General features: G+C 41.0%; 17 protein-coding genes. 10 read left to right on the forward strand and 7 right to left on the reverse strand.

Annotated features, from left to right (window positions below; translation table 11 throughout):
* Positions 1 to 135 precede the first annotated feature (135 nt).
* The 4 genes from G529_RS0106580 (at position 136) to G529_RS16610 (ending at position 3,405) form a co-directional block, all read left to right on the forward strand.
* Positions 136 to 807, forward strand: a complete 672-nt coding sequence (locus G529_RS0106580) for an SCO family protein (RefSeq protein ID WP_026914791.1) — start codon at positions 136 to 138, stop codon at positions 805 to 807.
* A gap of 73 nt (positions 808 to 880) precedes the next feature.
* Complete coding sequence (locus tag G529_RS0106585) at positions 881 to 1,111, forward strand: FeoA family protein (protein WP_026914792.1); 231 nt, start codon at positions 881 to 883, stop codon at positions 1,109 to 1,111.
* 1 nt (position 1,112) lies between these two features.
* Positions 1,113 to 3,215 carry a ferrous iron transport protein B gene (gene feoB, locus G529_RS0106590; RefSeq protein ID WP_026914793.1) on the forward strand — a complete coding sequence of 701 codons (2,103 nt, stop codon included), beginning with the start codon at positions 1,113 to 1,115 and terminating at the stop codon, positions 3,213 to 3,215.
* A gap of 34 nt (positions 3,216 to 3,249) precedes the next feature.
* Positions 3,250 to 3,405, forward strand: a complete 156-nt coding sequence (locus G529_RS16610; protein ID WP_169513782.1) for a hypothetical protein — start codon at positions 3,250 to 3,252, stop codon at positions 3,403 to 3,405.
* Here G529_RS16610 and G529_RS0106600 read toward each other — a convergent pair whose 3' ends face one another.
* From G529_RS0106600 to G529_RS0106610, 3 genes are read right to left on the reverse strand one after another with little or no spacing between them, the layout of a single operon-like run.
* A complete protein-coding gene (locus tag G529_RS0106600; protein ID WP_026914794.1) occupies positions 3,406 to 3,852 on the reverse strand; it encodes a hypothetical protein in 447 nt (148 codons plus the stop codon).
* 48 nt (positions 3,853 to 3,900) lie between these two features.
* Positions 3,901 to 4,722, reverse strand: coding sequence for a ZIP family metal transporter (locus G529_RS0106605; RefSeq protein WP_026914795.1), 822 nt, complete (start codon positions 4,720 to 4,722; stop codon positions 3,901 to 3,903).
* Between the two features lies 1 nt (position 4,723).
* Positions 4,724 to 5,380 (reverse strand): metal-dependent transcriptional regulator, encoded by a 657-nt coding sequence (locus G529_RS0106610; RefSeq protein WP_026914796.1) that lies wholly within the window; start codon positions 5,378 to 5,380, stop codon positions 4,724 to 4,726.
* Between the two features lie 101 nt (positions 5,381 to 5,481).
* Between G529_RS0106610 and G529_RS0106615 the strand changes: the two genes are divergently transcribed.
* Together G529_RS0106615 and G529_RS0106620 are read left to right on the forward strand one after the other, a co-directional pair.
* Entirely contained in the window at positions 5,482 to 7,779 is a 2,298-nt protein-coding gene (locus G529_RS0106615) for a TonB-dependent receptor (protein WP_026914797.1), read from the forward strand.
* Between the two features lies 1 nt (position 7,780).
* A complete protein-coding gene (locus G529_RS0106620; protein ID WP_026914798.1) occupies positions 7,781 to 8,254 on the forward strand; it encodes a thioredoxin family protein in 474 nt (157 codons plus the stop codon).
* Here the strand turns inward: G529_RS0106620 and G529_RS0106625 are convergent.
* Positions 8,251 to 8,985 (reverse strand): TerB family tellurite resistance protein, encoded by a 735-nt coding sequence (locus G529_RS0106625; RefSeq protein ID WP_026914799.1) that lies wholly within the window; start codon positions 8,983 to 8,985, stop codon positions 8,251 to 8,253. The two genes, G529_RS0106620 and G529_RS0106625, sit on opposite strands and share 4 nt — an antisense overlap.
* A 182-nt stretch (positions 8,986 to 9,167) precedes the next feature.
* Between G529_RS0106625 and G529_RS0106630 the strand changes: the two genes are divergently transcribed.
* The 4 genes from G529_RS0106630 (at position 9,168) to G529_RS0106645 (ending at position 11,496) form a co-directional block, all read left to right on the forward strand.
* Positions 9,168 to 9,578: a BrxA/BrxB family bacilliredoxin gene (locus tag G529_RS0106630; protein WP_026914800.1), complete on the forward strand. Its 411-nt coding sequence runs from the start codon at positions 9,168 to 9,170 to the stop codon at positions 9,576 to 9,578.
* Between the two features lie 93 nt (positions 9,579 to 9,671).
* Complete coding sequence (locus G529_RS0106635) at positions 9,672 to 10,058, forward strand: hypothetical protein (RefSeq protein ID WP_026914801.1); 387 nt, start codon at positions 9,672 to 9,674, stop codon at positions 10,056 to 10,058.
* Between the two features lie 50 nt (positions 10,059 to 10,108).
* Positions 10,109 to 10,840, forward strand: coding sequence for a lysophospholipid acyltransferase family protein (locus G529_RS0106640; RefSeq protein WP_026914802.1), 732 nt, complete (start codon positions 10,109 to 10,111; stop codon positions 10,838 to 10,840).
* Positions 10,841 to 10,842: 2 nt separating this feature from the next.
* Complete coding sequence (locus G529_RS0106645) at positions 10,843 to 11,496, forward strand: HD domain-containing protein (RefSeq protein ID WP_026914803.1); 654 nt, start codon at positions 10,843 to 10,845, stop codon at positions 11,494 to 11,496.
* A gap of 47 nt (positions 11,497 to 11,543) precedes the next feature.
* Here G529_RS0106645 and G529_RS15550 read toward each other — a convergent pair whose 3' ends face one another.
* From G529_RS15550 to G529_RS16850, 3 genes are all read right to left on the reverse strand, one after another.
* Positions 11,544 to 13,490 carry an alpha/beta hydrolase family protein gene (locus G529_RS15550; protein WP_245566899.1) on the reverse strand — a complete coding sequence of 649 codons (1,947 nt, stop codon included), beginning with the start codon at positions 13,488 to 13,490 and terminating at the stop codon, positions 11,544 to 11,546.
* 234 nt (positions 13,491 to 13,724) lie between these two features.
* On the reverse strand, positions 13,725 to 14,507 hold the full coding sequence (locus tag G529_RS0106655) for an Fpg/Nei family DNA glycosylase (protein ID WP_026914804.1): 783 nt from the start codon (positions 14,505 to 14,507) through the stop codon (positions 13,725 to 13,727).
* A gap of 353 nt (positions 14,508 to 14,860) precedes the next feature.
* Positions 14,861 to 14,969, reverse strand: a 109-nt coding sequence (locus G529_RS16850; RefSeq protein WP_157514551.1) for a PoNe immunity protein domain-containing protein, incomplete at its 5' end; no start/stop codon positions are given.

A 14,969-nucleotide genomic window follows, 5' to 3' on the forward strand; every position in this document is an offset into this window, starting at 1 on the left:
TTTAAATCGCACAAAAGTAAGTTTTTAAAAGCTTCTAGAAAAGTTTAGTTTGATCGAGTGAGCAACACGAAAAATTCCACAGAAGAAATTGGACTAATTGAGCCTCAGGCCATAACTTTGTAAAAAATTGCGCCAATGCTCAAGTTCTTTGCCCGATATAAACCTTTTGCCATTGTACTGGCGATACTTTCGGTCATCATCATGTATTTTATCTATACATTGCTGAAACCAAAGGAACGATTGCCTGTTTATCAACCCGATATGGTCAATGCAGAACTGGTCGATACTACCGTACAGTTTGTTAGAAAATACCACAAGATCGCAGATTTTAAACTTTTAAATCAAAACGGGGATACCATTACCCAGGATTTTTATGAGGATAAGATCTATGTAGCCGACTTTTTTTTTACCACCTGTCTTACCATTTGCCCGATCATGACAGACCATATGATCGAGATCCAGGAGAAGATCAAGGATGACAAGGATGTTTTGCTGCTCTCTCATACCGTATTTCCTGTAGCCGACAGTGTTCCTGTCCTTAAAGAGTATGCCGATGAAAAAGGGGTGATGGATGAAAAATGGAACCTGGTAACCGGGGACAAAAAACAGATCTATGATCTAGCTCGCAAGTCTTACCTGGCTACAAAATCCACCGGCGATGGCGGTAAATATGATATGATCCACACAGAAAATTTCGTGCTGATAGATAAAAAGAAGCAAATTAGGGGGTTTTACGACGGTACTCAGCCAGAAGCCATTGAAGATCTCATGCACGATATAGAGATCCTAAGGCAGGAGGATCGCTAATTAATTAAAGCTAATCTTTTGTATTGGACCAAATTCCATTACTTTTGCCTTGTTTAAAATCAATCTAAATAAAATGAAGGTGACCGTTGCAAATCTTAGGCGAGGCCAACGCGGAATCATTAAAGAGTTTTCTGCAGATATGGTTCCCTTAAAATTGCTGGAAATGGGTTGCCTTCCTGGAAACGAAGTAGAACTAGTTCAAACTGCGCCATTCCATGACCCTATGTATTTAAATATAAACGGGAGTCATTTGGCCATTAGAAAAGAAACTGCTTTGCTTATAGAAATCGAATTAATAGGCTAATATGGGAAAGCAAATTAATGTTGCTTTAATTGGAAATCCCAATACTGGAAAGACCTCTGTTTTTAATCAGCTTACCGGACTCAACCAGAAGGTTGGGAATTATCCCGGGATCACCGTTGAGAAAAAGGAAGGGATCTGTAAACTTCCACGTGGATTAAAAGCTCATATTCTTGACCTTCCAGGTACTTATAGTTTAAACGCCAGTTCTGTAGATGAAAATGTCGTTATAGAACTGCTTCTCAATAAAAACGATAAAGATTATCCAGATGTTGCCGTTGTAGTGAGTGACGTCGAAAATCTTAAGCGGAATTTACTGTTGTTCACCCAGATCAAAGACCTTGGAATTCCTACCATTCTTGCGATTAACATGGCAGACAGGATGGATCGAAAGGGGATTAGCCTGGATTTAAAATTGCTGGAGGAGCGTTTAAAAACAAAGATCGCACTGGTTAGCGCCCGAAAAAGCATGGGTATTGACGCCTTAAAGGAATTAATCCTGAATTACCGACATATGACGGTAGATCCCTGCGTAAATGCCTCTGTGATCGATCCTGAATACTTCGGAAACTTACGCAAAACATTTCCTAATCAATCTCTATACAAGCTCTGGCTGGTAATCACCCAGGATGTGAACTTCGGAAATATAAACCGGGGCGAGATTAACAGAAGTTCAGATTTTAATACGAAGTCTGTAAGTGATCTCAAGAGGCTTCAGCAAAAAGAAACAATTTTAAGGTACCAGTTTATTAACGGGGTACTGAAGGAGACGTTGACCATAGACAAGAATGCAGCGACAGATCTTCGTTCTCGTTTTGATCGTATTCTAACCCATAAGGTTTGGGGATATGTTATTTTCTTCGCAATTCTACTCTTGATCTTCCAGGCGATCTACAGCTGGTCGAGCTATCCAATGGATATGATCGACGCCGCGTTTGCCTCACTAAGCGAATGGACCAAAAACGCGCTCCCCGCAGGATCCTTTACCAATTTAATTTCAGAAGGCATAGTGCCAGGTCTTGGAGGTATCGTCATCTTTATACCGCAGATCGCTTTTCTATTCTTCTTTATCTCCATTCTGGAAGAATCTGGCTATATGAGCAGGGTAGTCTTTTTGATGGACCGCATCATGAGACGTTTTGGTCTCAGTGGGAAAAGCGTGGTACCACTGGTATCGGGAACGGCCTGTGCAATCCCCGCAGTAATGGCAACCAGGAATATCGAAAACTGGAAAGAACGATTGATCACTATCCTGGTAGTTCCATTTACCACCTGTTCAGCAAGATTGCCGGTTTACCTTATCATTATAGCCCTTGTAATTCCCAATGAAAGCTTCTTTGGATTTAATTACCAGGGATTAACCCTGATGATCCTTTATTTGCTAGGATTTGGAATGGCTATTTTCTCTTCCTGGTTACTGAATAAAATTCTGAAAACCAGAACAAAATCATACTTCGTCATAGAAATGCCTAATTATAAGCTTCCTATGGCTAAGAACGTGGCGATCAACGTGGTTGAAAAGACAAAATCTTTTGTTTTTGGCGCCGGAAAGATCATTTTGGCGATTTCGGTAATTCTATGGGTGCTGGCAAGCTATGGTCCCGGGGATGATTTCAACAAAGCTGAAGAGATCGTGACTGCTCAGTATGAGAACAACGAGAATGTAGAAGATGAAAGTGTGGAGGAAGCCATTGCTTCCTATAAACTGAAGAATTCTTACATAGGAATCATGGGACGTGGAATAGAGCCTGCCGTTGCTCCGTTAGGTTACGACTGGAAGATCGGGATCGCGATCATAAGTTCCTTTGCCGCAAGAGAGGTGTTTGTAGGTACACTGGCAACCATTTATAGTGTGGGAAGCGACGAAGAGGAAACCATTAAAAATCGAATGGCTGCAGAAACAAATCCTGTCCTTGGCGGACCCTTATTCACATTTGCCAGCGGGATAAGCTTATTGCTATTTTATGCTTTTGCAATGCAGTGTATGAGTACACTGGCGATCGTAAAACGGGAAACCAATACCTGGAAATGGCCTGTTTTGCAGTTGGTAATTATGACCGCATTTGCTTATGTGGTCGCACTTATCGCATTCCAGGTACTTAAATAAAGTAAGTTTAGAATTATAAATCGACTTAATAACTATGGAAATACTTCAGGAAATACTGGTTTTAATTACCTTTCTGATAGCTCTGGGCTATATGGTCACGCGTTTTATCTGGAAACCATCTTTCGCCGGCGGTTCTAAAAAGAAGGACAAAACTGCCTGTGGAGTTTCCGGTTGTGGTTGTAGCGATTAATTATAATACTTCCGTAATACGCAAATTGACCATATAATCTTCTGATGGAATCTTCCCGGGATTTACCGGATATGGTTTGACATTAACCAGGCTTATTTTCAACTCCTTCGAATCAGGAAAAAGATGGTTTATAGATTTAGAACCTGAAAATTCCACATTTCCAATCAACTTTCGTTTTTCAAAGACTTCAACCTTCACCCGTACCTGCCCTGCCCATATACAGGTCACAATAGGATTGCTGGGACAGCGCGAATCTGAAATAATTTCCTTTAGTTTGATGCTGCGTTCTCCAAAATGCAGCTCATCACCAAGACATAAAGAAGCTGAGGAAACATTCAGTTTTACAACAGTTTTCATCCCTTCAGGTTCAGAAATTGAAGGTGCTGGTTGCTTTTCCGTTGATTGAAAGGAAATATATAGGGCCAGGAAAATGATGAGTGATCGCATATTGAGTTTTTCAAAAAGACGATCGCTATTTACCTGTGTTGCAAAATGCTACCCAAGACCAACGTCCAGGGTCATCATAATCATAAATCCTCCTATGAAGCCCATCGTGGAAATATCTGTAAAATTACCCTGCTGTGCTTCAGGAACCACCTCCTCTACCACGACAAAGATCATCGCTCCGGCTGCAAAACATAAAGCGTATGGTAAGATAGGCTCAAAAGTTAAAACTGCCCAGGCTCCCAGGACCGCGGCAAATGGCTCTACGATGGCAGAAAGCTGCCCATAATTAAAACTTTTCCACCGGCTCAAACCCTGTCTTCGCAATGGCATCGCTACCGCAAAACCTTCAGGAAAGTTTTGCAATCCTATACCAATGGCCAGAGCAACGGCACCACCAATACTGGCACCTTCAAATCCAGCAGCTACTCCGCCAAACAACACACCCACCGCTAGACCTTCTGGAATATTATGCAGAGTAATGGCCAGGGTTAATAGTACAGACTTATGCCAGGGAGTTTTAACCCCTTCCGCTTCACTCATTTTAAAATTTACGTGTAAATGGGGAAGTACCTTATCCAAACCAAAGATGAACAGTGCTCCCAATCCAAATCCTACCAGCGCAGGAATCGTTTTCTCAAATCCTTCACCCGGACTCATTTCAATTCCAGGTGCCAGTAAACTCCAGAAACTTGCCGCTACCATAACGCCACCTGTAAACCCGAGCATTCCATCAAAGAATGCGCGGTTCATTCCTTTAAACAGGAAAACCAGCGACGCACCCAATGCCGTAAGCCCCCAGGTAAACAAGGTAGCATATAACGCGGCCAATACCGGATCCAATTGTTCAAAATAGCTAATAACTGCTTCCATTCTAAGGTGTTTTAATGTATAAATTGGTCGATATCTGGTTAGAAATCATCAAGGTATTTCCATCCATTTCAATCAACATTGATTGATCAAAATCTTCTTTTTGTTTCACTTTTACGCTTGCACCCAGCGAAATGTTGTTTTTATCAAGGTATTGCAGGAACTCTACGCTCGAATCCTTTACTCCTACACAAATCCCGGTCTCCCCTATTTTAAGTTCAGAGAGCAAAACCCGGTTGGCCACAGAAAAATTTCCTTTGGAATCTGGAATTGGGTCTCCATGTGGATCTCTTTGTGGGAATCCCAAGAACCTGTCAAGCTCTGCCGTAAGTTTTTCAGACTTTATATGCTCAAGCTGCTCTGCCACTTCATGCACCTCATCCCAGTTGAAATCCAGTTTTTCTACCAGAAATACTTCCCATAACCTGTGCTTTCTGATAACCTCTATGGCGGCCGCTCTCCCCGCTTCACTAAGCTTCACTCCCTGGTATTTCCTGTAAATAACCAGACTTTTTTCTGAAAGCTTTTTAATCATATCGGTTACTGAAGATGCTTTGGTCTGCATTTCTTCAGCAAGAGCATTGGTACTTACCCCGTTCTTGTAAGAATTTTGCAGATGAAAAATGGCTTTGAGATAATTTTCTTCAGAAAAACTGAACATAGAACATAATTTAACAAGACCAAAAATACATTTTTAATTCAATAAATCTAAATTTTAGTCTTGTCTAATTTTATTTTATATCTTCGTGAAAATTATTTTCAATGCGTTGTATATTTTTTATTTTCATTGTTTTTGGTTCATTGAATCTCCTTGCACAGAATTACCAGGTATCTGGAACCATCAATTCACCAGAAGGAGCAGTCGCCTTCGCCAGTATCTATACAGAAAGCGGAGCATATGGTACCAGCGCTGATGAAAATGGATCTTACGAGCTGGAAATTCCGGCCGGGGACTATAAGCTCGTTGTAAAGTCCCAGGGTTTTAAAACGGTGTACAGAAATATAAAGATGGATGAGTCCAGAATCCTGAACATTGAAATGGAAATTGATCCCAATGGTTTGGACGAGATTGTGGTCACCGGGACCAGGACAGCAAAAAGACGTACAGATTCTCCGGTAATTGTAAATCTCATCAACAGTGAAACCCTGGAACAGGTCGTGGCGACAGATCTTTCAGACGGGTTGCGCTTCCAGCCGGGACTACGAATTGAAAAAGATTGCCAGACCTGTAATTATACGCAACTTCGCATGAATGGTTTGCAGGGTGGTTATTCCCAGATTCTTGTAAATGGCCGACCTATTTTTAGTCCGCTAACAGGTTTATATGGTTTGGAGCAAATTCCGGTGAATATGATCGAGCGTATTGAGGTGGTTCGTGGAGGTGTTTCCGCTCTGTATGGTTCCAGCGCTATTGGAGGGACCGTGAATGTGATCACCAAAATTCCGAAGCAAAACTCCTATAGCCTCAGCTACACCCTGGAGAATATTGATGGTGAAGCCAACCAGGATGTTCTAAATGGAAACGCGACGGTAGTTTCAAAGGATTATAAAGCGGGAGCCAACTTTTTCGTGAATCGAAGAACTCGTGAAATGTATGATGCCAATGGAGATAATTTTTCTGAATTGCCCGAACTCAAGGACAATGCGTTCGGTGTAAATGCTTTTTATCTTCCAACTGAAGATTCCAAGATCAATTTAAGCCTGAGCAGTTTATACGAATACAGATATGGCGGAGAGATGGTAGATGGTCCCGCTTACCTGGCACAGCAAAGTGAAGAGCGAACTCACAACGTGCTTATGGGAAGTCTTGATTACCAGGTAAATTTCAATGATGACAAAAGTTCGATCATTCTTTATTATGGTGGTCAATCAACCAAACGTGATCATTATACCGGAATCATTCCAGATGACGAATTTGAAAAACAGCAGTTCTTCGCAAATCCTCCTTACGGAACTTCTGAAGTGGAAACACACCAGGGAGGCGGACAATTTAACCAGCGAATCGACAATTTTCTGGGTGGAACCACTACGCTTACTACGGGAGCAGAATTCGTCTATGATGATGTATATGATATCATCCCTTCTTACAACTACCTTATCGACCAGACTACCAGAAATTTTGGAGCTTTCTTTCAAAATGACTGGGATGTCACAGAGAACCTTAATTTTCTATCGGGTTTCAGGGTCGATAAACATAATCTGGTGGATGATGCGATTGTGAGTCCGCGTCTTTCTCTGTTATATAAACTAAAAGAAACCACGCAGTTCAGACTAGGCTGGGGAACGGGATTCCGTGCTCCACAGGCTTTTGATACAGATCTGCACATCGCGTTTGCCGGCGGCGGAATTTCAAGAATTTCCCTCGCAGAAGACCTGTTTGAAGAACGAAGTAACAGTTTTACCGCCTCCATCAATTATGACCGGGCTACCGAGCATTTTATCTGGGGATACACGCTGGAAGGTTTTTATACAAAACTGAACGATGCTTTTTATTTATTCCCTTTGGGAGAAGATCAATTTGGAGAACGATTTGAAAAACGCAATGGATCTGGAGCTACGGTAAAAGGATTTACGCTGGAAACCAGGGCAAATTTTGATTATTTATTTGAACTGGAAGCCGGATTTACCTTACAATCCAGCAAGTTTGAAGAACCTGTTGAAAACATTGAAGGCCTGGAAGCAAAAAGAGATTTTCTACGCACTCCAAACGATTATGGCTATGCAACGCTAACCTATACTCCCGGAAAACGTTTTAATGCCAGCGCGAACCTGGTCTATACCGGGAAAATGGATATCTTACATTTTGCGGGTGAAGGGACAGGGCAAGACGTGGATGAGTATGATGTGACACCAAATTTTGCAGAATTAAGTTTGCGACTGGGCTATAAAATTCCGCTGGACAGGGTGAATTCAAATATGGAAATTTTTGGTGGAGTTAAGAATGTGACCAACGCCTATCAGGATGATTTTGATCTCGGCAAGAATCGTGACAGTAACTATATTTATGGTCCCGGGAATCCGCGTTCTGTTTTTGTAGGTTTAAAGATCGAATCCCTGTAGTATGAAATTTTCGGTAATTTTCGCGGTACTTCTTTTGATTCTTTCTACGGAAGCTTCCGCACAAAAAACGTTTGAAGTACAATGGCTCACTTTTGAGCAATTGTATGATTCCCTTCAGCAGAAACCAAAAAAGGTTTTTATAGACTTTTATGCCGACTGGTGTGCGCCCTGCAAAAAAATGGATGAAGAGGTTTTTACTTCAGAAGCTATTCAGAAGAAATTGAAAAAGGATTTTTATGCGGTGAAATTTGATGTGGAAAGCACAGATACAGTTCGCTTTGGAAAACAACAGTTTACAAACGAAAGATTAAACCGAAGAAACCCGGTTCACCAGATCGCCCTGCTTATGGCCAGGCGTAAAAACAGGCCATTTTCGCTACCGGCAATAGTCTTTCTGGATCAGGATTTTAAAGCCACGGCCAGATATTTCCAGTATCTAAACAAAGAACAACTTTTGGCAATACTGGAGAATTAAAGTCCGCGTTCCTTCTGGATCTGCTCGTAAGCTTCCTGGACTTTTCTAAATTTCTCTTCAGCGCCCTTTCTATAGGCTTCATCCATATCTCCCAGTTTATCCGGATGGTATTTTTTCGCCATGGTACGGTATGCCTTTTTCACTTCGGCATCTGTCGCAGTTTTCTCAATTTCCAGGATCGTGTAAGCGCTAGTAGTGCTCTTAAAGAACATTGCCTTGATACTTTCGAAATCCCTGGCTCCAATTTGAAGATGACCGGCAATTTCCCTGATGACGTTTGCTTCAGCTTCACTCACATGACCATCGGCCTGGGCTATTCCGAAGAGAAAATGAATAATTTGCAGCCTGGTAGGATATTTTGTCCTCGCAGCAAGATACCTGGAAATATTGTAGGCTGAAACCTGCCTGTTCTTAACAACTTCATTGAAGGTACGAAAGGTCGCATTGGCACGCTCCTTTCCATAAGCCTGGATGAAATATGCACGAACGTAATCGAGTTCCTGCTGGGAGACATTCCCATCGGCCTTGATGACAATGGAACTTAAAGAGAGTAAATTGAGCTCGAAATCTCCGGGAGAAACCGATTGCTTCTGTCCTCCTGCCATGGATTTAAATAGTCCGCCAGAAGTGCGCACATAATTATCCAGCAGGGAACCTACTATAAATCCTATAATAGCACCGGGAAACCTGAAGTACATATATCCCAGAACTGCGGCAAGCCATTTGATCATTGAGCAATTTTCTTTAGCCGCTAAGATAACATTTTCGATTTGTAATCTATCATAAGCATGGCGAGTTCCCAGGTCTTTGGTTATAAACTGAACCTATTAGTACATAGGATTTTGAGATATGTAAGCTGAACTTAATTTGGTATCTTTGTGACTTAATAAAGTTTCATAAAAAGAATTGATATATGTATCCAGCAGATTTAGTAAAACCAATGAGAGAAGATCTTACCAGTATTGGTTTTGAAGAATTACATACGGTAGAAGATGTAGAGCAGGCAATGGAAAAGAAAGGAACTACTTTGGTAGTTGTGAATTCTGTTTGTGGTTGTGCTGCAGCAAATGCGAGACCAGGAGCAAGAATGTCTTTACAGAACAGCAAAAAACCAGATAACCTGGTAACTGTTTTTGCAGGTGTAGACAGAGAAGCTACAGAGAAAGCGAGAGATCTTATGGTACCGTTTCCTCCTTCTTCTCCATCTATGGCTTTGTTCAAAGATGGTGAATTAGTACATATGCTAGAGCGTCACCATATTGAAGGTCGCCCGGCAGATATGATCGCTGAAAACCTTATTGGAGCTTATAACGAGTTCTGCTAGGAAGCATTTCATCATAAATTAAAAGGCTGAAAATTTTTCAGCCTTTTTTTGTTTTACCACGCAACCATTCCAGTGAAATTCCATCTGAATACCATGAAAGTTTTCTCGGGATATTTTTTACTCGCGATCTGGTTACTATCCTGTTCTGTAAGCAAGCCGGAATCACAACAGGATTACCAGCAGGAACTGCATGAACAGCTTCAGAAAATAGAAGCTTTGGTGGGTGAATCTCACTGCGATGATTCTGAAGATTGTGATTATCTGGCTCTGGGCGCCAAACCCTGTGGAGGTCCACAGGCTTATGTCATTTTTTCCAATGATATTGACAGGCAGCCATTGCAAAGGCTGGTTGAAGATTATACGAATCTGGAGAAAGAGTATAACGAAAAGTTTGGCATTACTTCAGATTGTGCCCTGGTAAGCCCACCGCAAAACATTGGATGCGTGAATACTACATGTACGCAGACAATCAACGAATAGAATTTGTGGGGCATTTTCTTTAAAAGGCTATTTTTGTATTTTTATAGCCTATGGAAAAAATTCTTGCTTACCCGCTTACGGTAATTTTCTATTTCTTCTTTTTTCTGAATTTACTCCTGTTTCATCCTATCCAGTGGATATGCCTGAAACTTGGAGGGTATGAAGCACATAAGAAAAGTGTGGATATTTTCAATTTTTTCCTGCTAAGATGTCTTAACCTTCTGGGAACTACTTTTGATATTCAGAAACCTGCAAATATACCAACAGATCGTACGGTCATTTTTGTATCCAACCACCAGGGAATGTATGATATTCCACCTCTAATCTGGTATTTTAGAAAACATCATCCCAAGTTTGTAAGTAAAAAGGAACTGGGAAAGGGAATTCCAAGTATTTCTTTCAATTTAAGACACGGCGGTTCTGTTTTGATAGATCGTAAGAACAGAAGAGAGTCATTGCAAAAAATGTCGGCTTTTGGAGATTATCTAAGAAACACCAAACGCTCGGCGGTTATATTTCCCGAAGGCACTCGTAGCAGAACCGGCGAACCTAAAGAATTCAGAAGAAATGGGATGCTGATGCTTTTTAAAAAGAACCCGGAAGCACTGGTTGTTCCTGTTACCATCAATAACTCATGGAAACTTTTTAAATACGGAAACTTCCCAATGGGATTGGGTGTAAATATGTCGCTAAAAGCACATGGTCCCCTAGAGATTTCTTCAATGGATGCTGAAAGTCTTATCGCTAAAATTGAAAGAACCATTATTGCAGATATCAAATAACTATGACCGAAGAATTGCTGATCGAGCATACGATCGCTTACGTGAAAGAAACATTGCAGAATGCTGAAGGTGGTCACGACTGGTTTCATATTGAAAGAGTTTATAAGAATAGTCTGAATATTGCAGCTTCAGAAAAAGCAAATCTCCTGGTCGTGAAATTAGGCGCTCTGCTACATGATATTGCCGACTCTAAATTTCATGGCGGAGATGATACCGTTGGCCCGGCGAAGGCGAGAGAGTTTCTAAAAACTCAAAAGGTTTCAGAAGAGATCATAGATCACGTGGTAAAGATCATCGAGAATATTTCCTTTAAAGGCGGAAATGTTCAGCAGCAATTTAAATCTTTGGAACTTGATATCGTTCAGGATGCCGACAGGCTGGATGCCCTGGGAGCTATTGGGATCGCCAGAACTTTTAATTATGGTGGTTTTAAGAACAGATCTCTATATGATCCTGATATCGCGCCTAAACTGCAGATGAGCAAGGAAGAATATAAAGCTTCGAAGGCTCCAACGATTAATCATTTCTATGAAAAGTTACTGCTTTTAAAAGATCGAATGAATACCAAAACGGGCAGAAGAATTGCAGAAGAAAGGCATCAGTTCATGGAGCAATTCCTTCAGCAGTTTTATGATGAATGGAATGGGAAAAAATAAAAAGCCGGTGCAATTTGCACCGGCTTTTTGTTTGGATTTTATACCAATTATACATTTCCAGGAGCTGTTGTTTTATCCTTAAGATGTTCAGCAAAGAAACCCATCATGGCTTTGTACAATTCGAGTCGGTTTTCTTCCTTTCCAAAACCATGGCCCTCATCATATTTCACCATATAAGGCACCTCAACACCACGTGCTCTCAGACTTTCCACGATCTGGTCTGCCTCATCGATATTCACCCGGGGATCGTTGGCTCCCTGCACTACGAATAGCGGCTTCTGGATCTTATCTACATGCAAAGCCGGTGAAATTTCGTTCATGATCTCCTGCTCATCAGGATTATCTGGATTATACCAGATCTTATACATGATCTCCCTGTATTTCTCCCAGTAGGGCGGGATGGTTTTCATGAATGTATTCAAGTTAGAAACTCCAACATAATCCACACCACAGGCATATTTCTCAGGAGTTTTGGTCATACCACGAAGCACCGCATAACCACCATGACTTCCGCCGTAAATAGCAACTTTGTTTTTATCTACCCAACCCTGATCGATCACATAATCGATTCCATCTTCGACATCATCCATTGCTTTGCGACCTATTTCACCAAAGCCAGCTTTTAAAAATTCTTTTCCATAGCCACCCGAGATTCTGAAATTTACATGTAAAGTGGCATAACCACGACTTGCGAAGAGCTGAGCTTCAGGATTGAAACCCCAGGAATCTCTGATTCCCTGCGGCCCGCCGTGTGGATTCACAATAAGTGGCAGTTGCTGTCCCGCTTTATAATCTTGCGGAAGCGTGATATAACCATAAATGGTTTTGTTATCCCTGCTTTTAAAAGTGATCGGTTTCATAGAGGCCATATCTTCCGCTTTTAATTGCGGTAATAACTTATATAAAAGCCTTACTTCGTCTTTATTCACATCATATAGATAATACTCACCCACGATCTTATCACTGGTTACCGCGATCAAATATTTACTCTCGTCCTCTGTTCTGCCAGCAGTATAGAATTGCTTATTTCCAAACTCCTTTTTCAGTCTTCCGTAGATCTTTTTGTAGGTTTCACTTACAGGAACCACGACGGTCTTTTCACCTGTGTAGCTGAAATAATCAATTTCATAATTACGCTTTCGGGATAAGGTGAGTCCGGAAACATCAAAGGTGTCATTACTGAAGATTGTTTCCTTCTTCTTATTAGCTTTCAGGTCATAGATCTGAATTTCGGTTTTATCACCATCCAGATTGGAAACTACGTACGCATGATCAGGATTTTCAGAAGTTACACTCAGTGAAGCTATACTGAAGGAATCGCTGAAATCTGTGTATTTCAATTGTTGGAATTCACCATCAATCCTGTATGACAGCTCTGTATTTACACCATCAACAATTTTAGTAATCGCACGAAGATTCCCCTTGCTGTCAAAATCATAACCTGCTACCGGATCGTCCCCTTCTTCAACGCTGTAAAGTTTTGTGATCTCTCCGGTATTCACATTCAGCCTGTAAGGTTCTTCCTGTTGCAAGTTGTCTTTATTCATCTGGATGATCATATGATCTTTATCCTCTTTTAAAGAAGATATGATGTTGGCACGCACCCCGTCATATGGAGTAAGGTCGACATCATTTTCTCCGGAAATATCCACCCCATAAACATGGTAATTTTCATCACCACCTTTATCCTGCATATAAACGAGCCTGTCCTCACTGGCCCAGGCAAATCCACGAATAAGATCTTCCCCCTGTGCTTTTAGCAAAGTTTCTTTTTCTGAAATGATTTCTTTTAGATAAAGATCCCGTTCTCCTGAAGCTCTTCGTTTCATATATCCAATGTATTTTCCATCTGGAGATAATTTGAATGAAAATGCTTCCGGAGTTTTAAAGTAATCTTCAACTGAATATTTGTAGTTCCCCGATTCCAGGGCGGCGAGTCTGGCTAGCTCTTCCTTCCCTGATGGTAGTGTGGTATTTCCTGGTTTTTCTTTCACGATCTTATGTAGTTTTCGCGGGTATTCCTGCCCGGATTAGTATTTATTCCCTACATCGTTTCAAACTTCAATGTTCCTATAATGGTGATTTGCAACCTTGATGAAATGATGCCTGGAATTTCTTCCTGCAAAAGTATCGAATCAAGTTCGGAAGGCCTGTAGTACTAATAAAACATTTGGATTTTGACCTACAGAATCTGATAGCAGAGTAGATCAATTCTTGATTTTGAGAAGCTATCGTATCTCCTGGCAGTCTGGGCAAAAATAAGTACTTCTACCGCCAATTTTTATCATTTTGATCTTAGCCTTCCCATTCGGACAGTCACCACCTGCTTCCCGATGATTTCTAAGATACGAATCGGGAATCTGCTCACCTTCGGTTTTGCTTCTTGTCACCGTTTCCAGGATGATATTCATCTTTTTGAACATCGCCTTTAGATCCTTGTCAGCGAGATTCTCGCATTTCGATTGAGGATGAATTCCCGTCTGGTAAAGCATTTCATCCACGTACAAATTCCCCAGACCTGCAATAAAAGCCTGGTCCATCAATGCAGTTTTTACATTGCCTTTTTTGTTGCTGAAAAGCGCTATGAATTCTTCTTCTGAAACTTCAGTCGCATGCGGTCCCAGTTTCTTGTCTTTTCTGAAGTTTTCGATGTCATCAGTAAGAAATAGTTTCCCGAGTTTCCGCGGACAAATAAAAGACAGTTTCCCACCGTTGTCGAAAGTAAGTGTTAGCTGCGCATGTTTATGAACATCATCGTGCTGAAAGAAGTCCATTCTACCCGTCATTCCAAAGTGAACTACCAGAAAACCATCTTTCACTAGTTCCAGAAAAAGATATTTACCAATTTGAGAAACCGCTTTGATCTCGTTTCCTTCAAGTCTGTCTTTAAATTCCTTTTTAGGTGACTGGAAAATCTTGTCTGCTCCCGTATCTACCTTTATAATCTTCTGGTGAAGACTGGTGGAATTAATATATAATTTTTGATAGGCGACTTCTGGTAATTCTGGCATAGCTTTTTGTTTTCAAGTTAGCATAAATAGAAATTTCAGAAAAATTAAAAAAGCTTCGTTTGCCCATCCTTGTATTCCTCATGCAACTTACAGTCAAGACTGGGCTTTTCACGATCCTGAAGATACATTTTTCGAGCAATTTTAAACTGCTGCTTTACCTGCTCCGAGAACTGGCCTTCGCCTTTCATTCGGGTGCCGAACCTGCAGATGAACAATGAAGAATATACAGCTTCGAAGGCTCTAACGATTAACCATTTCTATGAAAAGTTACTGCTTTTAAGGATCAAATGAACACCAAAACAGGCAGGCGAATTGCAGAAGAAAGGCATTCATGGAGCAATTCTTTAAAACCTTTATTTATCATTGAAGGTTGGGAAGTAGGGTAGATGTTTAAACTCCTCTTCTCCAAATCCCTTTAATTTAGCAACAGCAGCTACCTCAAAAGCCCAAAAACCAAAGAAA

The organism is Christiangramia portivictoriae DSM 23547 (assembly GCF_000423045.1).
GTDB classification, from domain to species: domain Bacteria; phylum Bacteroidota; class Bacteroidia; order Flavobacteriales; family Flavobacteriaceae; genus Christiangramia; species Christiangramia portivictoriae.